Here is a 19124-nt window from a genome sequence, read left to right on the forward strand (position 1 = left end):
CTCGCCCACAGTGGCATGAACTGGGTGCTCGTTGCACCCGTCCCCTGGCACCCATAGTTGCCTTGGAATCGCACTACTCCAAGTACGGCAGGTCGCCTTTCTTTGCCTTGGAAAGTCCCTCGATCACGTTGGCCAAAGCCTGAGTGACGGCTTCGAAGTATTGTCGACCCTTCTCCGCGGTGGCCCGTGATGGATCGCCGCTGCCGGTGTCCGCGTGGCAATGCGACCATGGCCGGGGCGTCCAGACACCCGGTTGGCGGAGTGCAGCGATGTCGAACGGCCGCCGCGCGCCCGAGCCTGCGTGCTCTATTTCCACAAGTTCCGGTTCGAGGTGCAAGAGTAAACTCGTCTCCATTTCGTCGGCATGATCGCCAGGGGCTTCGAACACCGCTTGGTGCGCGTCGGGTGCGAGTTCGTAGAAGTTCACCACTACGATAAGCAGGGGAAGCTCGGCCATCAGATCTCGCACCAACGGTTGGAACTGATTGCCGCCGTGCCCATTGACGATCACCAGTCGATCGATGCCCTGAGTGGTCAGCGAGTGGCAAACGTCGCGCAAGATCGCCAGCGCCGTGGTGGTCGAAATGCTGATGGTCGCCACCTGATCGAGCTGCTGGCTGTCGTTGCCGTACGGGATGGTTGGCAGCACGATCGTTTGCGCGCCTTGGTTGTTGGCAAGTGCCGCGGCGTGCTCGGCGATGCGCGCGGCCTCGATCACATCGGTGCCGTAGGGCAGGTGGTAGTTGTGGGCCTCGGTCGCCCCCCACGGTAGCACCGCCACGTTCGGCGGATTCTCGCGAAGCTGGCGGTAGTTGGTTTCGAGCAACAGGTGGGAGCGGATTGGCATAGGTGGCAACTCTAGTCAGGATTGGGTTTGCGCACGAAGGATTATAGCCCTGAAAACGCGGACTTTGGAGCCGCTCCCGCTGGTTGGGCGGCGGAGCCTCTGATCGCCTACGAATACCGAAGTTGGCTACACACCAAGGGTTGCGGCTACGTTTCTACCCTGGGAATTAGGCTTAAGTCGATTCCGTCCACGAATACTCGTAAGGGTAGAGATCCCCATCAGCGATGCTGGTGCGAATCACGCAGCGATTACGAACCAACTCCACCATAACCGCCGGAGATACTTCTTCCACGCTGCAATTCGGTTCGTTCAACGAATGACTGGCATCCACGTTGAAGTGGTACTCGCCGTTCACATGATAGTCACGTCGGAAGCTAGTGCGCCATTGCGAATTGTGGCCCCAGCCATGGGACAAGTCGTCATGAGGGCGGTCGAGACGACAGAAAGTCCAATATAGCTTGCTATTCTCTGCGGTTTCCTTAACCACATGTGATGCTCCCCCCGTTATTGCGCAACCTGCACGAAGAAATAGCATGTTGTCAAGCATCAGGCAGGGCCAGTCGCATTGCTTGACTCGAATAGGGGATTGGGCATCTTCAGTTGGGGTCACATCGAGGATTTCATGAAAGAAAGGATGATATTCTTGCGGACTAACGACCTGGAAACCAAGCTGTTCATGGAACTGCTGAAAATCGTCGACCGTCAGTGAAGGACTAGGCACCTCTCTCTGCCCTTCTCGACGCGTCTGAAAGCACAATAGCAGTGTTGATGTTACCCGAGACAGGGCGTAGAGCATCCACAGATCCTCCTCAGTGGCGACAGTCCAGTCCGAGGAACTCCGCGTCTCGAATTCCTGAATCCAGTGACGTACCTCGAGCTGCTTGTTCAACCAGGGTGCCAGCAAATCGGAGTAGACATCGGCCCCGCGGTAATCGAGCAACGCCCAGTAGAGTTCGGCAATAGGGTATTGGTCACTGTGCATAGGAGCTGGTCCACCAGAAAAACGTCGCAACTTCCGCCAAATTCCTGTAGAAATCTTAACTCCAGAGGACGCATTCTACCGCTGCTTGGTTCGGACTTAACCCTGCTCCCGCTAGTTGGACTGCGGAGGCTGTGTTAGCTTACGAATACCGAAGCTAACCGCGTTCCCCCACTCCAACGCCCCCCGTTTCAAATGTCCGACCAAGCCCTGCTCGATGCTGTTGAGGCCGCTACGAAGGCCGAGAAGATTACGCCCACCGCCGCCACGCACATTCGCGAGTGGCTTACCGAGCCGAAGTACGCCGACTACGCCGAGCAGGTCGCCGAGCACATCACCGGCGAGAAGTGGCAGGCTTTGGACGACGCGTTCTGGACCATCATCCCCTTCGGCACCGGCGGGCGGCGGGGGCGGATGTATCCGATCGGCTCCAACGCCATCAACGACCGCACCATCGGCGAGAGCGCTCAAGGCCTGGCCGACTACGTGAAGGAGACACTCGGCGAGGGCGCCGAGCTGTCGTGCGCCATTGCCCGCGACACGCGGCATCGTTCGGAGGATTTCGCGCGGCTGTGTGCGGAGATCATGGTGGCGGCCGGCTTCAAGGTGTACTTCCTCAGCGGCTATCGCAGCACGCCCGAGCTATCGTTCGCGGTGCGTTACAAGAACTGCTCGTGCGGCATCATGGTCACCGCCAGTCACAACCCGCCCAGCGACAACGCGGTGAAAGTCTACTGGTCGAGCGGAGCACAGGTTCTCCCGCCGCACGACAAGGGGATCATCGACCGGGTGATGAGCACCCAGGAGATCAAGCGGGCGAGCTTCGACGAAGCCGAGGCCGCGGGTCAGATCGTGCGCTGCGAAGAGGAAGTCGATCGTGCGTTCATCGACGCGGTGATGCAGCAAGCCACGCCCGGCCCACGCGACCTGAAGGTGCTGTACTCGCCGCTGCATGGCGTGGGGACGACGTGCGTGGTGCCGGCGCTCGAGCGCGACGGTTTTGAGAACGTCGAGGTGTTCGCCCTGCAGGCGGAGCCGAGTGGCGACTTTCCTAACGTACCGGGGCACGTGTCGAATCCCGAAAACCCGGCCGTGTTCGATGCGATCATCGGCCACGCGATGAACACCGGCGCGGACCTCTGCCTGGCGACCGACCCCGACTGCGACCGCATTGGCTTGGCTGCTCCCTTGACCCTTGAGGCGGGCAGCGATTGGCGCACACTCACCGGCAATCAAATCGGCGCGCTGTTGTCCGACTACGTCTGCGAGACGCGGAAGCTCACGCCCGAGAAGTTCCAGGTCACGACGCTGGTGACCACCAAGCTGATCGAGCGGATCGGAACCAGCTACAATATCAAAACGGTGAGCGATTTGCTTGTGGGCTTCAAATGGATCGCGCAGGCGATCGACGCCGGCGGGCCGGAGAACTTTCTGTACGGCACCGAAGAGTCGCACGGCTACATGTCGGGCACGCACGTGCGCGACAAGGACGGCGCGGTGGCCTCGATGTTGGCGTGTGAACTGGCTGCCAAGCTCAAGTCCGAAGGCAAGACGCTGCACGAGAAGCTCGACGACTTGTTCTGGCAACATGGGGTGCACGCCGAGCGAACCATCTCGGTGATGATGCCCGGCAGCGATGGCATGGCCCGCATGAAAGAGGTGATGGCCCAGTTCCGCACCGCACCGCCTGCGACCATCGGCGGCTTCGACGTCGTGCAGCGTCGCGACTACCTGCAGAACATCACCACCAAGCAGGACAGCACCACCGAGCCGCTGCCTCAACCGACGGGCGATTTGGTGATCCTGGAACTCTCAGCCGAAGGCAACTACATCGCCTGCCGCCCGAGCGGTACGGAACCCAAGATCAAGTTCTACATGTTCGCCTACACTCCAGCCGAGATGCTCCACGACCTGGAAGACACCAAGAGTACACTCGACGCGCGGCTTTCGGAGTTCGAGGAGGATCTGCGCAAGTTTGCGGGGGTTTAGGTCGAGCGGTGGGGAGTCAGCAGTGGTATAATTGATATATGGCCACCAACTCCATTCACGTTGCCGAGACGATAGCCCTAGGAGTTGCTTTCGATCCTAAGAACAACGACTTAATGCGACAGATGGATGTCAAAGATCTCTTTGAATCGGTGGGCAGATTGTTCGATTTGCTCGACGAGCGCGAAGTCGACTACGTAGTCGCGGGGGGGATTGCTATGCTCGCCTACGTGGAGGGTAGAAACACACAGGATATCGATCTACTACTTTCCCGCGAAGCCGTGACGAAGCTGCCAGAACTCGTTGTCGAAGATGAGAATGACGAGTTTCTGCGAGCGAAATTCGGACATTTACAGGTCGACGTCTTGTTAACTGCTAAGCAGTTTTTCTCGCGAGTTGCGAGCAAACATAGCGATCCTCAGAGTTTTGCGGATCGCAAGGTTCGCTGTGCCACCCCAGAGGGCCTAGCGCTCTTGAAGCTTTATGCTCTGCCATCGCTCTACCGGCAGGGCAATTTTGCCAAAGTTCGTATCTACGAATCCGATGTGGAGGCACTGCTCGATACGTATAAACTCGATTCCGCATCTTTGCTCGAAGGCCTGAGAGACGAGGTGCTGGATACCGATCTGAAAGAAATCGGCAATATTCTCAACGACATCAACCAGCGGATCGCGTCTAAGAGATCGAGGTTCACGCAATAGCATCAGAGGTCGCCAGCGAACTGGTTTCAATACGCAGCCATCGACACAATTCAGGGGGCCGAGATGAAACGTTTCGTCGTAGTGGCGGTACTTGTTTTCGCGCTGTCCGGGGCGGCAACTGCCGACGAACCAGCGGATGTATCGTCCAATGATGTCGATCTGCATGGCGATCCGCTGCCGATGGGTGTGGTGACGCGGATGGACCCGGAACGGCAGCACCAAGGGTACGTGATTGCGCTGGCCACGTCGCCCGATGGCAAGAGGACCGTCACCGGTAGCACCGCTGGCGAAGTGTTCGAGTGGGAGACCGACACTGGCAAGTTCCTTCGGCAACTACCCGGCACCGAAAACTGTGTGCGCTGCCTGGAGTTCACGCCCGACGGCACGAAGCTGGTGATTGCCGGCGAAGCACGCAAAGAGAATCGAGGCTTTTGCGGCGAGGTGCTGGTGTGGGACTTGACCACAGGTGAGAAGCTGTGGGGCCGCGAACTGGATGCACGCGTGAAGGCAGCGGCCATCTCCAGCGACGGATCTACCCTTGCGCTCGCTGAAGGGGTGGGCAAATGGCGCCTTCAAAACGAGAAGATTAACCAGGTAGAAGTACTGAAACTCGAATCGGGTGAGGTGCTGAAAACCTACACCGATGTCATAAATCAGGCGGTGGCTGCAGCCTTTGCCGATGCCGACCAAGTGGTCCGCGTGATCGACCATAGGGGAGTCTTCTATGAGTTGCCGTTAGCGACCACCGAAGAGCCAACCATCCGCGATCGAACTAGCGGCGGCTCCTTTGTGCCGTATGGCACGAGCCCGCACGGCGACTTTGCTTTGGCCTGTAAAACCTTGACGCCAAGCATCAATCCCGAATTGGTGGAGCTACGTGTATTGCGGCGAAAAGGAACCGTGATGCTGATCGATACCGCCACCGGAGACGAAAAGTGGGCCGCAGACATTGGCTTCGACCGAGTGCGGACGGGCGCCTTCGCGCCGGATGGCAAGCTGGTTGCGACTGAGCAAATCAGCCCACAAGCGGCCGGCGGCGATGTAACTTTAGCCATTCGCAGTGGGGAGACGGGGAAGCTTCTATGGGCGTTTCCCGTAGAGGATTATAGGTTGTACGCGCTCCGCTTCACCCCCGACAGCAAACGGCTCGTCGGCGGCACCAACCGCGGCCACACCATGGTGTGGGATCTGTCGATGATCCCTGTTCAGTAATTCTCGATACAAACGAGTTTGGCCACGGTGCCGAGGCAAGGCGAACATTCCGAGCAAGAGAGGCCGATATGAGATGTCTGGTTGTAGCAGTGGGAATTGTCTCTGCGTTGTCTGGGGCGGTAGCTGCCGAAGAGCCGGCAATTGTGTCGGCCGATGGCGTTGATCTGCATGGCGATCCGCTGCCAGTGGGGGTGGTGACGCGGATGGGCACAGTGCGACTGCGGGCGAACAGTCCGACTGGTCTCGCCTTCTCGGCGGACGGAAAGTTGTTGGCAGCGTGCGGGTGGAATCCCAACGTTGCAGTATGGGATGTCGACTCGGCAGAGCCTCGGCCAATCTTCCAAACGAATCCGGCGGGTGAGTTGATGTCGGTGCGGTTTTCGCCCGACGGAAAGTACCTGGTGGGCGTAGGTACTCAAGGCGACGTGTGGGTGTGGGACTCAGCGAGTCGCGAACAACTGTGGCACACCAAAGAACACGGCGGTCGAACCTACGCCATCGCCTTTCCGCCCGATGGGAACCGCGTCGCCACGGCCGGAGGCGGCGACGAAGCAACGGTCAAGCTATGGAACCTGGCCGATGGCAAGCCACTGAGCACGATGGACATAGGGGAGCGAGTGCTCGACGATTGCGCACTCGACTTCTCCCCGGATGGGAAACGCTTGCTCTGGTCAGCAGAAGGCAACCTCTGCTTGTGGGACCTGGAGCTCGATGAGCCAAATCGTGTAGTCAAGAAGCTGTTCGGTCGCGATGTTTCGTCGGCCTGGTTCACGGCCGATAGTCAGTCGATCCTGGTAGCCGGATTTAAGTTCGAGAGCAACAAGGGCCCGGATGGTGAGCGAGTTTTTGAAGCAAAGCCCGGACTGAAGCGAATCGCTTGCGAGACCGGCGAGGTGGAAGCGGAATTACCCGTACCCGAAACGCTCGGTAGTGCTCCAAAACTGACACCCATGCCGGGGCGTGAGTCGTTTGTCTACACTGCCCGCAACGGTGTCTACGTGATTAATCCAGAGGACGGGGCGATCGTTCGCAGCTTCGCGCAACCCGAAAACCATCGCTTCGCACGTGGCGGAGGTCTGGCGGTAAGCCCAACAGGCAACTTAATCGCGCACCTGCGCAACGACGAAGTCGTGTTGCTCGACGCGAAGACCGGCGAGCGGCTGCACGACGACTATCACGGGCACCACGAATACGTGATCGGCCTAGCCACGTCGCCCGACGGCAAGACAACCGTTACCGGTGGCTCGGCAGGCGAAGTGTTCGAGTGGGAGACCGACACCGGCAAGTTTCTCCGCCAACTGCCCGGCACCGAAGGCTGGGTGCGCTGCCTGGAGTACACGCCGGACGGCACGAAGCTGGTGATCGCCGGCGAAGCTCGCAACGAAGAGCGCCATTTTTGCGGCGAGGTCATCGTGTGCGATGTGGCAACTGGCCAGAAGATATGGGGCCGCGAAATCCGCGAAGTCGACGCCCGTGTGATGGCGGTCGCCATATCGAGCGACGGAGCCACGCTCGCTTTGGCGGAAGGGCTGGGGGCTTCTCATTTCGGAGAAGAGGCCGTTAATCAGGTGGAGGTGATAAAGCTCGACTCGGGCGAGGTGCTGAAGACCTACACCGATGTGAAAGGTCAGGCAATCGCGGCGGCCTTCGCCAACTCGGACAAGGTGGTCCGAGTGATCGATCGAGAAGGTGGCTTCTACGAGTTTCCATTTACAACGGACGAGCAGCCAACAACCGGCAAGTTGTCCGAGCCAAACAGCGGCGCCTCCTTTGTCGCATGCGCGGCGAGTATGCAGGGCGACTATGTCTTGGCGAGCAAGACGATCTATCCGCGCGTGAATGGCGAATTGGGAGCGCTACGCCAACTTCAGCGCAAGGGATCGCTCGTACTGATCGACACCGCTACCGGCGAAGAGAAATGGAACGAGAACATCGGCTTCGACCTCTCCTGGAAAGCCGCCTTCTCACCCGATGGCAAACTCGTGGCCGTCGAGCAAATCAGCCCACGCGAAGCGGGCGGCGAGGTCACCTTGGCCATTCGTAGCACCGAGACGGGCGAACTCCTGTGGGCGTTTCCCGCAGAGGACTTTCGGGTGTACGGGCTCCGCTTCACGCCCGACGGCAAGCGGCTACTGGGCGGCACGCACCGCGGCGACACCATGGTGTGGGATCTGTCCTTCGTTCCCCAGCCATGATGCATCGCACGCCGCGCTTCGTAACAGTCCCGGCGAAACTGCGTACATGAGGGGGGCGATACCGGACCCGCGTATCAATCTGGATGATGGCGCAGTCGATCTGATGGCGCAATCTGCTGTCCGGCGGTCCCGTGCTAATTTGTTTAAGATGCTGTAAGTGCTTTAATTGCATTCACTTACAGCACTTTTCGCTGCGGTTTATCTCCTTCCGGCACTCCGTTCGCTTTTCTAGATAGCCAACGAGCGGCAACTGACTGCCGACGACCCGCAAGACCCAAATTCCTGAGGACAAAACCATGTACAAGATCATCCTTCCCGCAGCCGCCTTGGTCGCCTTCACGTTCCTTGTCGCCAGCGCCGACACCGCCGATGCCAAGCACTTCCGACGTGGTGGCGTGAGCGTCACGATCGGTCACGGCGGCGGGTTCCACGGCGGATACTATCCTGGTGGTTGGGGGCACGGTTGCCATTACGGAAATGGTTGGGGCTGGGGCGGTGGCCACAGTTGGCACGACACCAGCCATTGGGATTACCATCCTCCGCAACTGGTGCCGCACGGCAATCACTTCCACGTGCAGCCCGGTCACTGGGATTGGCACCAGGATGGTCACTGGCACCACAACCACCCTTAAGCCACTGTTGGCTTGAAAGATGAAACTCACCGCGGCGGCGGGACCACAGGTTCCGCCGCCGCGTTTTATTGCGCGCCGGTTACTTCAAGAAAGCCGCCATCTCGTCCACGTTCTTGCGACTGCCGATCACCAGCGAGGTGCGATCGTGGATCGCGGTGGGTTGAATCTCGACGATCCGCCCTCCATCGTCACAAATGGCCCTGCCGCCCGCTTGTTCGGCGATGAACGCCAGTGGGTTGCACTCGTACATCAATCGCAGCTTACCGCCCGGGTGTGCTTCGGTGGGTGGATAGAGGAAGATGCCGCCCTTGATGAGGATGCGGTGGAAGTCGGCCACTAGCGAACCGACGTACCGCGACGAGAAGCCACCGCCATCGGGATCTTTCGACCACTCCAGGTACTTCTGGTACGGTTCGGGGAAGCGATGCAGGTAGGCTTCGTTCACCGAGTAGGTTCGCGCGTACTCCGGCATTTGAATGTTCTCGCGCGTCAACAGGTACGCGCCGAACTGCGGGTCGAGCGTAAACTGGTGCACTCCCTTGCCGCAAGTGTAGACCAACACGGTCGACGAGCCATACAGCACGTACCCAGCGGCGACCTGCTGAACGCCTTTCTGCAGCACACTCCGTTCGACGCCGATCACCTCCGGAGGGTTGCGGAAGATGGTGAAGATGGTGCCGACCGATACGTTGACGTCGATGTTGGACGATCCGTCGAGCGGATCGAACATGATGATGTACGAATCCTCCGGGTCGACGTCCTGTAGCACGCGTGGTTCGTTGTCTTCTTCCGAGGCGATGATGCCGACGTTGCCGCGGTAGCCGAGCGTTTGGTCGAGTGCCTTGTTGGCGATGATGTCGAGCTTCTTGACTTCCTCGCCCTGCACGTTGATGGAGCCTTCGTCGCCCCACACGTCGATGAGCCCCGCCCGTCGCACGTACGAGGCGATCATCTTAGTGGCGAGCGTGATGCCCGACATCAGCCACGAGAACTGCCCCGACGCCTTGGGAAACTGTTGCTGCTGCTCCTGCAAATGCTGCCCGAAAGTTACGTACTGTCCGTCGCGTGTAATCGGCATGAGGGGCCTCCTGCGTATGAGAATAAGGGGCGCTGCTATTCAAATATAGCAGCAAATCATCCGCTGGCGGCAGTCGGATGCAGCCCGGCCAGAATCCGAGGCTAGCGCCTTCGGCTCACGGTGCAAGCTCCTGTCGAAACGACACCCATGCACCACGCGATCAGCAGCCCGGCCGTCGAGCCTTCCGGCACTGCAGCGGTTTGAATGGAACCTGCCAGAACGATCGCCTGGCCGAACGATTCCTTCCACAGCCAGTAATCCCACTCGTCGACCACGCCGGCGCTGCCGCCGAGTTCGAAACCGCCGCCGGCCAATGCGTGGTCCGAACCGAGGTTGTTTCGCCACACGGTGTAGTCGGCCAGATTCACGGAGCCGTCGCCGTTGAAGTCGCCCGGCTGGCCCAAAAACGTCGAGTAGTGAAAGAAGTTCAGCGTGCTGATCGATCCGCCGGCGCCGAGTAGCGGACTCGACAGGCTATTGGCCACTGGATCGTAGCGACGCAGGTTGCTGCCGGTAGCGACCACAAGCTCTCCGTTGGTATCGAAGTCGATGCCGATGGGAAAACCGGTGCCGACGGTGCTCAGCGTGCTCGTGTCGAGGTCCCAACGCCGCAGGGCACCATTGGAAGCCACGTACAAGTCGCCATCGCTGCCGATCTGCAGGCCGAACGTACTTCCAGCGGCAACGCCTTGGGTGTCGTTGAGCACCTCGGAGTCCACCGCGCCGGTCGCAGTGTCGTAGGCGACCACGTTGCCCGAGTACCGCCCGGCGACGTACAGCAGTCCATCGGCGAACGCAAAACCGCTCGGCCCGTCGAGCACCTCGCTGTCGGCGGGGACCAGCGTGTCGATGGCCGCGCCGGTCGCCAGGTCGAAGCGGCGGATGCTGTCGTTGCCCTGGCTCGAAATGTACAGCAGCCCGTCGCCGCCGACGGTCATGTAAACCGGATAGTCGATGCCGGACGCGGGACCGATGAACTCGCCCAGGTACTCGCCGGTCGTGCGATCGTACCGCAGCACTTGGTCGGTCTGAGCGCTGGCCACCAGGAGGTCGACTCCGCGATCCAACAGCCCGTGCGGCTCGACGAGGCCGCCGCTCATGCCGCTCTGGATGAACGTGTCGACGTACGCGCCACTCGCCGAGTCGTACCGCAGGACTTCGCCGCTTCCGAAACTGCTGACAAACAGAGGACTGGCCCCGGGCGATGGGGTGCTTGCGGCCAGGGCCAACGCTGCGACTGCAACGTGCCATGCTGAGCGCCAACCGGGGTGAGGGCCGGTCGGCGGTTGCCGCCCTGGAGGTCGTGAATCCATGCTCTCAGCCTAATTGCACAGCGGAATACTGTCGATCAAATGGGCGCATTCCTCGGAGAATCGTTTGCAAACTGCCCTCACTCTCACGACAATGGAAGGTCTCGTTATCCCTCGCGCCAAGGACCGATTCCCGATGAAAATCGCCACGCTGCTTCTCGCCGCCACTGTGACACTCGCCGCCGCCACGTCGGCCACGGCCGGCAAGGTTCGTACCTGGACCGACTCTTCCGGCAAGTACACTATCGATGCGACGCTGGTGGCGTTCAACGAAAAGGACGTGGTCATCGAGCGGGCTTCGGACAAGCAGCTTGGCACCGTGCCGATCGACAAGCTCTCGGAGAAGGACAAAGAGTACCTGAAGACGAAGGAAGCGATCGACTCGGCCCACGAAGTGACCGGCGGCATGCAGCGTTGGACACTGAAAGACGGGCTGGAGATCATCGGTCGCCTGGTCGACTACGGCCGCAAGGAGATCGTGCTACGCCGCAGCCGAGGGACCGTGTACGTGAACGATCGGGCGTTCCAGAACCTGCCGGCGATCTACCAGAAGATCATTCCTTTGATCGTCCAGCACGCAGGCAACGGGGTGACGGACGCGCGCTCCTTGGAGCAGTGGCTTGCTTCGCGAAGGGGAGCGCCGCAGACGTTCACCGTCGACGGAGTGGTGCTCGAAATGGAAAACGGCGACGAATACGGTATTCCCTTCTTCATGTTCAGCGACAAGGACCTCGACGTGCTTCAGCCCGGCTGGGACAAGTGGCTCGCCGCGCATGAAAAAGCGAACCACGAAGCCCGCCAGCACGAGGCCCTGCGTCTGCAAACCGAAGCGGCCCAGTACCACCAGGAGCGAGAAGCGCAGGAGCGCCGCCGCATCGCTGAAATGCAACTCGGCCTGCAAGCGGTCGAAGCGGGCGTGACCAGCGTGTGGGAAGTGACGCTCTACCCCGAGCCCGGCAACCCCGGCCCCCCGCTCTGGGTGACCGGCTTCGCCCGCGACAGCCGGAGCGCGAGCTACCAGGCGTTGGCTAAACACCCGGGATACACGGTGGGTCCGGTGCGGCGGGTGAGTAACTGAGGCGGGGGAAGTACCCAAGTCGAAACACCCAATGACGTGCGCGTGTTCGCGACTTGGAATATCAATCCACGCTATGCCGCAGTATTTCCGCAATAATCTCGCGACCGAAGCGTTGCTCGACCGTCTGTCCCACGCCATCGCACAGACTGAGATCTGCTCCCAGGGAAACGAGTAGTCCCATCATCACGACGTCGGGTCGTTTGCTGTTGGCTCTGGCCCAAAAGATCGGTGGGGCACCGTCGACGTCTCTCATGTTCGGGTCGGCGCCGTGCTCGACCAAGTACCGCACCACGTCGCGGTTTCCCTGGCCTACCGCAACGTGCAACGCGGGTTCGTTCCCCCGATTCGGTTCGACTCCAGCGGCAATCAACAGATCGAACAACTCGCGGTTGAGGTTCTCCCGCGAACTGTAAACCGCCGACTTAAGCGGCGACTCTCCGTCGTCTGCGACGAAGTTAACCTTCGCACCGCTCTCCAGTAGCACCTGAACCAGATCGGTCCTGCCCAGCCCGCAGGCGGCCATAAGCGGTGATTCGTCGAAATCGTCCATCTCGTGGACGTACTCGGGACAATCTTGGCAATACGCGAGTAAATCCTCCGCTGCTAGCTCACGCAGGTCGTCGATGTGGTGTTTGGAGGGCATCGCTCTCAGCGGGCCTTTTGCTTTTCCACCGCTCGGTCAACGAGCACTCTCAAGTAGGTCGCGAAGTGGAAGCCTCGACTTTGGACGATAGGCGCTCCGCGCGGCAACTCCCATGGCATGCCTGAGTAGTACCCCACTTCGTAAACAGCAAGGTTTACGATCTTGCCAACATAGCCTTTCTCGAGTTCGGCCATCTGCTCGGAACTAACGCTACGAGGCTTCTTACCCGTTCTCATCTCGTAGAGTGCGGTCCAGTCGTTGGCAACTTCAGCGTTCACGAAACCCGGAACGGAAAACTCCATTAGTCGAGGTTGCTCTAACTCCTTGCCGTCGACGTGCGTGACTTTCAGCAGATAGATCGAGTCGTCACCCTTGCCGCCCAATTCGCGCCCAGAAATCACGATGGCACGGGCTTCCACCGCCGTGCCAAGTGGCACGCCCAACTCCCCAACGACTTGTCGTCGCTTGAGTTCGTCGATCGTGATTGGCTTTTCAGCCGGCTCTTGCTGCGCGATAGCTGGTGCACAGAACACCGCAACCATGACTAGATGGATCAACGTTAGCCGAGTCATCGGATGCCTCCCGTTTTTGATCGCTTGGTGAGTTCGCAGCGTTTTCAGTCTCGCCCAGCGCATCGTAGCATCAGCAGCCTCATTCACCAACTGCGCATGCGCGTGAGTAGTGCCGCTGGAAGTCCCATTCCGCTACGAGCGGGTCATTCGAGGGGACATTTCCACCCAGAAGCGTGTCGAGCACGCATACCGGGTCGCAAGCGTAGATGCCCGACGCCCAGCATTCATTGCATTCTACGACCGCCCAACCACGATCGCGAATTACTCCTACATCAAGTACAAACGCTGGAGGAGTCGGCACGTCTTCTCGCTGCACCACGGCGTGGGCAAAGTCTTGAATCTCCCGCAATTCGGCCTGTGGCACAGTGGGGAACGAGTCGTAATCGCGTACTACAGTCCCCTGATACCGGTAGGGGCTGATCGCACGCACCGACCGATTCTTGATGAAACAACGAAACTCGCAGATCCATTCAACAGGCTCGCCTACGTGCACCAATGAATCTGCAGGCAACGACTCTGTTGCCGTGGCCAGCGCCTGACGATCGTACACGGCAGCTGGAAAGGCTTTGCTAACGGAGTGTTTCACGAATCGGGGTCCTTCGATCTGCAGCGCGTTGTGGAGCGATGTTTGGTGAAGCTCGCGCCGCAATAGCTCGGGAGGAAGTCGGATCGTCCAGTCGGCTGGGCAACCCAGCATGGTGCGTCCGAGTTGCCGCGCGATGTCGAATACGTGAGGGGCCGTGTAGAATATCGCGATCTCCTCGTCGGGCGGCTCGAACCACTCGGGGATTTCTTTTCCGTCGAGTCGCAGTGTCTCCCAACCAAGCTCTTGCGCCTTGCGTCGCAGGATTTGCGAGTCGATCGTGTATCGTGAAGAACAAATGAGTGACGGCATCAGCTAGACCTGGGAGAATGCAAGCGCCCATCGTTTCACTATATCGCATACCGCTGCCGCGTGTTCGTCGCTGGCTTTACTCGCGCGACGACCACTGCGATGTCGTCCCATAGCTCACCGGAGGGCAGCCGGACCAGTTCGATGCACTTGCGCGGAGTGCTGTAAAAATCGGTGTTCGTTACGAGCCTGGTGACCTCTTCCGCTTTGGCGTAGTTGAAGAACCCGTCGGTGGCCACCAGCAGCAAGCCGGCGAGCGGGGGATGCATCCGCGCGACGGGTGCGGCCTGGCCGGATCCCAGGAGTGGTTTGCGCTGCTGATCGCGCGTCAGATCGTCGATCGCGCCGTCGGCGATGATCCACGCCTGACTGTCGCCAACGCTGGCAACGGCCATGCCATAGGGACGAATGTCGACCACCACGGCCGTCGACTCGCCCGGGCCGACGCGACAATCGATTTGCCGCAGCAACTCGGTCCATCCATCGGCCGTGTTGATCTCGGCGTAGTGCGCCTCGACCTCCCGCACGACCGCCTCGGCAGCCAATTCGCCCGCCCCCACCCCGCCAGCCCCGTCGGCCACGACGATGACGGCCCGCTCGCCCGTGGCGAACACCGCAAGGCGATCTTCGCAACGTTGACGATAGGCCTCGGTGGCGGAGGTGGTTTCAAGGTGCGGCATGGAGTCGTTGGGCGGTACGCCCTTATGGCTTGGCTGTTTAATGCCATACACTCGGGAGCTTGCCTCCGGCTGCATCCTGGAGAATTGGTAGGGTCGCTGGATCGATTGCTTCGCTGGGAACATGGTCCAGCACGAACTGTGCGAATTCTGGAAGCCCGATCAACATCGCGGACACTCGTACGCGAGTGCCGTCGTGAAGAGTTAGCAGAAACCACTTCATGAACGGGATGTACCGGGCTTCACGTACGTCCTGCCATAGGAATTCGCCTCTCTGTCCCAACATTCTTCCGTACGCCATTCCTTGTTCAGAAACGCTATGCCGGGCGAAGTAGTATTCGGCAACCATTCCTAGGCTTGCCAATCCAAACCCAACAAAGATCGAGGTGGTCCACACGGCGGCCGTGGGATTCTTGGCAAAGATACTGGAAAAGAGAGCCAGACCAAAGAAGAAGGCCACCGTCACAACGCCGATAACGAGAGTTGCCACCGGTTGCACTAGCGTGTTGCGCTCCGACTCGGGGCGGGCTCGCAAACGAGACCTTGCCAGCCACTGCATAACAGCTTCCATGATCAATTCACGAAGCACTTTCTCTTCCTCCTTTTCCCTCCGGCAATCTCGTAGGTGATTACGGGTGTGGAGCCTATCCGGCCTCCTTGATTCACTTTGTCAGTCGGTCCATTGCTTCGGCTGGACTTTTCGTGCATTTTGACTGCCACACCTTGAAAACACATTCGCCACCGAGGCCTATAGCCAGCACTGCGAAGATCGACAGCGGCTGAACAGCAAAGGCGCACGCCGTTCTATCTCAATTGCGCCATCTCGCGATATTCTTTCTCAGGGGCTCCATCCAGGAAAACACGCGGCGTCCAGTCCTCCAGCCAGCCGATGTTGAATACGTGCTTCTCGTACCACCAGTCGCCCGTATCGCAGTCGCTGTGCCGGGCATTATACGCAAGGCGGCCCCACGCGTCGTGCGTCAATGTGATGGGGTATTTACATGGATAAGGAGATGAAGTGATGAAATTGAAGCCATCGCGGTGGTAGCGGAGACTCAGTTGCTCTTCATCGATCTCAATCGATAAGAGTTTCAGCCCTAGGTCGTCGAACGCATCGGCGCTCAAGCACCGGTCGACGCGCGCGAACTCGTTGCGCTCACCGAACACCGCGTGATGCAGCACAAACGGGTGTTCGGCCTCCAGAGTTGGCAACTCCACGGCCTCGGGCACCGCATTGCGCCGCCGGGCTCCTTCGCCACCGCGCGAGGTCTTGGTCCAGATGGTCTCGATGTGTTGCAGGACGACAGTCGGCATGGTTCGCGCTCCCGCTAACTAGCAACCTGCGCGCGAGCCGACCGGCGGGACAAGTAGAGCGCTAGGAAGCTGATCGGCAGAAGCAGCGAGTTAATCATCACGATCCGCAACACAACGCCGACTAAGAAAATTAGGTCGCGGTCTGGCACGTCATCCCACCCCGTTTGCTCCATTGCCGTCTCGATCCATCGAAGGTCGAGCCACACGACACAGGCCGCGACCAACAAGTGACCCAGTACGACGCCCCATCCGCCACCATAATGTGCGGCCACGTACGCTATCGCCACGAACACCAGCCAGGCCAAGAGGCCGTAGGTTGGGAGGTCGTTGAAGATCAATTGTAGTAGGTTCATCGGAATAGCGGTCGGGAGCGACCGCGCGGAGCTAACGTGCTATCGCCCGCCATTGAGCGCGTTGTTCGTGAGCTCGTTCAGTTTGGTGGCCGTGCCTGGGTCGAGGTAGAACCAGATGGAGGATTGGCCGTTGTCTTTCGAATAGAAGTGTTTCCCATCGCGTGCGATGTCGGACATGATAGCGGCCACGGTGTTGGGATCTGCCTGGTCGTTATCAACCGGTATCTCGTAGTTCCGCTGCTGGCCGTCGACGGTGTACTTCAGCCAAGCCGTTTCGGCCTCGAGGTCGACCGAGTCTTCGATGTCGGTAATCAGGTTGGGCGCAGCGGCCACTCGACAAAGGTTCTCGACGATGGTCACGTAGTCGCCGGGCCCTTCGATGCACTCGGCATCGAGATTCCAAACTCGATCGCAGACGGGCCTGCCCAAGGGCGCTCGCTCCACTTCGGATCCCAGGGCAAACAGGACCAAGTCGTACGGCTGTTTCTCGTATTCCTCGCGGTCCCTGGAATGGAGCAGGTCGTCCACGGTCACTCCCTCGTTGAGCTTCAGCCCCAACTCGTCGAGCGTCGAGAGCTGCTCTTCCAGAGTAACGGACTTCACGGCAACCGGTGGCTCCGGCGGCGACCGCTGCTGGCAACCAGCAAGCGGGAGTAATACCAGGAAGTATTTCAGGAGTTTGCTCATCTGGATGGACTCAACTACAAGGCTCGGATGCGGCAGCAGGTTGTGGTGAGAGGTGCTATTCGCAACCATAGCCGCGGCCTTGCGTGCCAGCAACCGCAGGGCTGTTCCGCGCCCATTGCCACCCAAAATTCCTGCCAATTTTCCCCGCGAAACCACGACTGGACTTCCGGGGTTTGATAGTCTGTAGACAATAGGGCGGGCCAGAAAGTTCGTATCCGCACCTCGCTTTTCCTGTGGGGAATCTCACCATGCTCCGCGTATCCATCGTCCTGGTTTCTGCTGCGCTGGTTGGTTGGCTGGCTACCGACGCCCTGGCGGCGCCTAACGTGCAGCGCGTCGCCAAGCAGGTCGATCGGCTGCTGGCCGAGGAGTTGTTCGACGATTCCACGGAGCTGGCGCCGCCCGTCGACGATGCCACGTTTCTCCGCCGGGTGTGGCTCGACCTGGTGGGCGACATTCCCTCGCCCGAGCATACGACCGCGTTCCTGCTCGATCCCTCGCCCGACAAGCGGGACCGCGTGATTCGCGACTTGCTGGCCAGCGATCAGTACGGGCAGAACTGGGCGCGGTACTGGCGCGACGTGATTCTCTCGCGGCGGATCGAAGATCGCGCGGTGCTGGTCGCCAATCCGCTGGTGACGATGCTGACCGAAGAGTTGAACGCCGGCACCGGTTGGGACGAAGTGGCCACAAAGTTCATCACCGCGGTGGGCGACGTGCGCGAGGATGGCTCGACCGCCATTCTCATGGCGCAGGACGGCGTGACCGAAGACAGCACGGCCGAGTTCTCGCGGATCTTCCTGGGAATCCAGATTCAATGCGCGCAGTGCCACGATCACCCTTACGATCGCTGGAAGCGCGAGCAGTTCCACGAACTGGCCGCGTTCTTCCCCCGCACCGCGGTGCGACAGGTGAACACAGCCACCAAGCGGAGCTTCGCGGTGATCACCAACGACGGTCGCGATGTCCGCCGTGGCAATAACAACAACCTGAACCGGCGCGGCGCGGCCGAGCACTACATGCCGGACCTCGACGACCCGTCCGCCCGCGGCGAGCGGATGCAGCCGAAGTTCTTTCTGACCGGCGACGAGGTTCCGATTGGCACCCGCGACGCCAAGCGGCGGGAATCGATTGCCGAGTGGATGACCCAGAGCGATTGGTTCGCCACCGCGTACGTCAATCGCATGTGGGCCGAGCTGGTGGGCGAAGGTTTCTACGAACCGATCGACGACATGGGTCCCGACCGCAAGCCGAACGGCGCGAAGGCCGTGGAGTTGCTGTCGCAGCAGTTCGCGGCCAGTGGCTACGACCCCAAGTGGCTGATGCGGGTGATCCTCAATACCGAGGCCTATCAGCGCGAGTGCCGCCCCCGCCGATTGCCGGAAGAGACCGCTTTTACGGCCAACGTCGCGCAGCCGCTGCGGGGCGACCAGTTGTTCAACTCGCTACTCACTACGTTGGAACTCGACGAGGCGACCGTCCGTTCGATGGTCTCCGGCGGGGCCGGCCGGGCGTATGGCGCTCGGTTCTCGCCGCGCGACGTGTTCAACGTGGCGTTCGGGTTTGATCCTTCGGTCCCGCGCGAGACCATCACCAGCAGCATTCCGCAGGCGCTGGCGATGATGAACCAGCCGCAGATCAACCGCTCTCTATCCGCCGGTAGCCGCCGCCGCCCGACGTCGCTTGGCAAGCTGATTGCCGGCGTTGAAGACGACGACATGCTGACCAGCGAATTGTTCCTGCGGACGCTGTGCCGAGAGCCAACCGACGAAGAACTGGAGCAAGTGAGCGCCTACGCCCAGTCGGTCGACGATCGCACCGAGTCGTACGAAGACCTGCTGTGGTCGCTGATTAATTCGACGGAATACATTTATAGGAAATGACGATGCCAGGCGAGCCGAAAGCGTCAGCGCCCGGAGTGATTCGCGGTTTGCTGGCAGGTAGCTCCGGGCGCTTACGCTTCCGGCT

The 19124-nt window shown here is 60.2% G+C and carries 19 protein-coding genes; 7 read left to right on the forward strand and 12 right to left on the reverse strand.

Going from position 1 to position 19124, the window contains the following annotated elements; genetic code table 11:
• Positions 1-73: 73 nt before the first annotated feature.
• Both ACQK2L_RS06685 and ACQK2L_RS06690 read right to left on the reverse strand, forming a co-directional pair.
• The gene (locus tag ACQK2L_RS06685) at positions 74-847 is read right to left on the reverse strand and encodes a creatininase family protein (protein ID WP_425396159.1); all 774 of its coding nucleotides are present in this window, start codon (positions 845-847) and stop codon (positions 74-76) included.
• A gap of 172 nt (positions 848-1019) precedes the next feature.
• Positions 1020-1829 (reverse strand): hypothetical protein, encoded by an 810-nt coding sequence (locus ACQK2L_RS06690; RefSeq protein ID WP_425396160.1) that lies wholly within the window; start codon positions 1827-1829, stop codon positions 1020-1022.
• 192 nt (positions 1830-2021) lie between these two features.
• Between ACQK2L_RS06690 and ACQK2L_RS06695 the strand changes: the two genes are divergently transcribed.
• The 5 genes from ACQK2L_RS06695 to ACQK2L_RS06715 all read left to right on the forward strand — a co-directional run bounded on the left by ACQK2L_RS06695 (position 2022) and on the right by ACQK2L_RS06715 (position 8552).
• Positions 2022-3815, forward strand: coding sequence for a phospho-sugar mutase (locus tag ACQK2L_RS06695; RefSeq protein ID WP_425396161.1), 1794 nt, complete (start codon positions 2022-2024; stop codon positions 3813-3815).
• Positions 3816-3853: 38 nt separating this feature from the next.
• Positions 3854-4513, forward strand: coding sequence for a hypothetical protein (locus tag ACQK2L_RS06700; RefSeq protein ID WP_425396162.1), 660 nt, complete (start codon positions 3854-3856; stop codon positions 4511-4513).
• 63 nt (positions 4514-4576) lie between these two features.
• The gene (locus ACQK2L_RS06705) at positions 4577-5725 is read left to right on the forward strand and encodes a WD40 repeat domain-containing protein (protein WP_425396163.1); all 1149 of its coding nucleotides are present in this window, start codon (positions 4577-4579) and stop codon (positions 5723-5725) included.
• 68 nt (positions 5726-5793) lie between these two features.
• Positions 5794-7920 (forward strand): WD40 repeat domain-containing protein, encoded by a 2127-nt coding sequence (locus tag ACQK2L_RS06710; protein ID WP_425396164.1) that lies wholly within the window; start codon positions 5794-5796, stop codon positions 7918-7920.
• Positions 7921-8216: 296 nt separating this feature from the next.
• Complete coding sequence (locus ACQK2L_RS06715) at positions 8217-8552, forward strand: hypothetical protein (RefSeq protein ID WP_425396165.1); 336 nt, start codon at positions 8217-8219, stop codon at positions 8550-8552.
• A 79-nt stretch (positions 8553-8631) separates the two neighbouring features.
• On the opposite strand, the gene fbp is transcribed toward ACQK2L_RS06715, so the two are convergent.
• Positions 8632-9630, reverse strand: a complete 999-nt coding sequence (gene fbp, locus ACQK2L_RS06720) for a class 1 fructose-bisphosphatase (protein WP_425396166.1) — start codon at positions 9628-9630, stop codon at positions 8632-8634.
• Positions 9631-9731: 101 nt separating this feature from the next.
• Entirely contained in the window at positions 9732-10943 is a 1212-nt protein-coding gene (locus tag ACQK2L_RS06725) for a DUF6923 family protein (RefSeq protein WP_425396167.1), read from the reverse strand.
• Between the two features lie 133 nt (positions 10944-11076).
• On the opposite strand from ACQK2L_RS06725, the gene ACQK2L_RS06730 reads away from it, so the two are divergent.
• Entirely contained in the window at positions 11077-12018 is a 942-nt protein-coding gene (locus ACQK2L_RS06730) for an SHD1 domain-containing protein (RefSeq protein WP_425396168.1), read from the forward strand.
• Positions 12019-12079: 61 nt separating this feature from the next.
• On the opposite strand, the gene ACQK2L_RS06735 is transcribed toward ACQK2L_RS06730, so the two are convergent.
• From ACQK2L_RS06735 to ACQK2L_RS06770, 8 genes are all read right to left on the reverse strand, one after another.
• Positions 12080-12661, reverse strand: a complete 582-nt coding sequence (locus tag ACQK2L_RS06735; RefSeq protein WP_425396169.1) for an ankyrin repeat domain-containing protein — start codon at positions 12659-12661, stop codon at positions 12080-12082.
• Between the two features lie 5 nt (positions 12662-12666).
• Positions 12667-13233: a hypothetical protein gene (locus ACQK2L_RS06740; RefSeq protein ID WP_425396170.1), complete on the reverse strand. Its 567-nt coding sequence runs from the start codon at positions 13231-13233 to the stop codon at positions 12667-12669.
• A 79-nt stretch (positions 13234-13312) separates the two neighbouring features.
• Positions 13313-14128, reverse strand: coding sequence for an ATP-grasp domain-containing protein (locus ACQK2L_RS06745; RefSeq protein WP_425396171.1), 816 nt, complete (start codon positions 14126-14128; stop codon positions 13313-13315).
• A gap of 38 nt (positions 14129-14166) precedes the next feature.
• Positions 14167-14805 carry a protein phosphatase 2C domain-containing protein gene (locus ACQK2L_RS06750; protein WP_425396172.1) on the reverse strand — a complete coding sequence of 213 codons (639 nt, stop codon included), beginning with the start codon at positions 14803-14805 and terminating at the stop codon, positions 14167-14169.
• A gap of 37 nt (positions 14806-14842) precedes the next feature.
• Complete coding sequence (locus ACQK2L_RS06755) at positions 14843-15391, reverse strand: hypothetical protein (protein WP_425396173.1); 549 nt, start codon at positions 15389-15391, stop codon at positions 14843-14845.
• Between the two features lie 215 nt (positions 15392-15606).
• Positions 15607-16116, reverse strand: a complete 510-nt coding sequence (locus ACQK2L_RS06760) for a hypothetical protein (protein WP_425396174.1) — start codon at positions 16114-16116, stop codon at positions 15607-15609.
• 14 nt (positions 16117-16130) lie between these two features.
• Entirely contained in the window at positions 16131-16469 is a 339-nt protein-coding gene (locus tag ACQK2L_RS06765) for a hypothetical protein (protein WP_425396175.1), read from the reverse strand.
• Between the two features lie 39 nt (positions 16470-16508).
• On the reverse strand, positions 16509-17156 hold the full coding sequence (locus ACQK2L_RS06770; RefSeq protein ID WP_425396176.1) for a hypothetical protein: 648 nt from the start codon (positions 17154-17156) through the stop codon (positions 16509-16511).
• Between the two features lie 248 nt (positions 17157-17404).
• Between ACQK2L_RS06770 and ACQK2L_RS06775 the strand changes: the two genes are divergently transcribed.
• Positions 17405-19039 carry a DUF1549 domain-containing protein gene (locus tag ACQK2L_RS06775; protein ID WP_425396177.1) on the forward strand — a complete coding sequence of 545 codons (1635 nt, stop codon included), beginning with the start codon at positions 17405-17407 and terminating at the stop codon, positions 19037-19039.
• The last annotated feature ends 85 nt before the right edge of the window (positions 19040-19124 follow it).

This window comes from Aeoliella sp., from assembly GCF_965227375.1.
Taxonomy (GTDB): Bacteria; Planctomycetota; Planctomycetia; order Pirellulales; family Lacipirellulaceae; genus Aeoliella.

Coding starts and splice junctions, on each gene's coding strand:
- ACQK2L_RS06685 (WP_425396159.1), bottom strand. CDS start 847: ATGCCAATCCGCTCCCACCTGTTGCTCGAAACCAACTACCGCCAGCTT.
- ACQK2L_RS06690 (WP_425396160.1), bottom strand. CDS start 1,829: ATGCACAGTGACCAATACCCTATTGCCGAACTCTACTGGGCGTTGCTC.
- ACQK2L_RS06695 (WP_425396161.1), top strand. CDS start 2,022: ATGTCCGACCAAGCCCTGCTCGATGCTGTTGAGGCCGCTACGAAGGCC.
- ACQK2L_RS06700 (WP_425396162.1), top strand. CDS start 3,854: ATGGCCACCAACTCCATTCACGTTGCCGAGACGATAGCCCTAGGAGTT.
- ACQK2L_RS06705 (WP_425396163.1), top strand. CDS start 4,577: ATGAAACGTTTCGTCGTAGTGGCGGTACTTGTTTTCGCGCTGTCCGGG.
- ACQK2L_RS06710 (WP_425396164.1), top strand. CDS start 5,794: ATGAGATGTCTGGTTGTAGCAGTGGGAATTGTCTCTGCGTTGTCTGGG.
- ACQK2L_RS06715 (WP_425396165.1), top strand. CDS start 8,217: ATGTACAAGATCATCCTTCCCGCAGCCGCCTTGGTCGCCTTCACGTTC.
- fbp (WP_425396166.1), bottom strand. CDS start 9,630: ATGCCGATTACACGCGACGGACAGTACGTAACTTTCGGGCAGCATTTG.
- ACQK2L_RS06725 (WP_425396167.1), bottom strand. CDS start 10,943: ATGGATTCACGACCTCCAGGGCGGCAACCGCCGACCGGCCCTCACCCC.
- ACQK2L_RS06730 (WP_425396168.1), top strand. CDS start 11,077: ATGAAAATCGCCACGCTGCTTCTCGCCGCCACTGTGACACTCGCCGCC.
- ACQK2L_RS06735 (WP_425396169.1), bottom strand. CDS start 12,661: ATGCCCTCCAAACACCACATCGACGACCTGCGTGAGCTAGCAGCGGAG.
- ACQK2L_RS06740 (WP_425396170.1), bottom strand. CDS start 13,233: ATGACTCGGCTAACGTTGATCCATCTAGTCATGGTTGCGGTGTTCTGT.
- ACQK2L_RS06745 (WP_425396171.1), bottom strand. CDS start 14,128: ATGCCGTCACTCATTTGTTCTTCACGATACACGATCGACTCGCAAATC.
- ACQK2L_RS06750 (WP_425396172.1), bottom strand. CDS start 14,805: ATGCCGCACCTTGAAACCACCTCCGCCACCGAGGCCTATCGTCAACGT.
- ACQK2L_RS06760 (WP_425396174.1), bottom strand. CDS start 16,116: ATGCCGACTGTCGTCCTGCAACACATCGAGACCATCTGGACCAAGACC.
- ACQK2L_RS06765 (WP_425396175.1), bottom strand. CDS start 16,469: ATGAACCTACTACAATTGATCTTCAACGACCTCCCAACCTACGGCCTC.
- ACQK2L_RS06770 (WP_425396176.1), bottom strand. CDS start 17,156: ATGAGCAAACTCCTGAAATACTTCCTGGTATTACTCCCGCTTGCTGGT.
- ACQK2L_RS06775 (WP_425396177.1), top strand. CDS start 17,405: ATGCTCCGCGTATCCATCGTCCTGGTTTCTGCTGCGCTGGTTGGTTGG.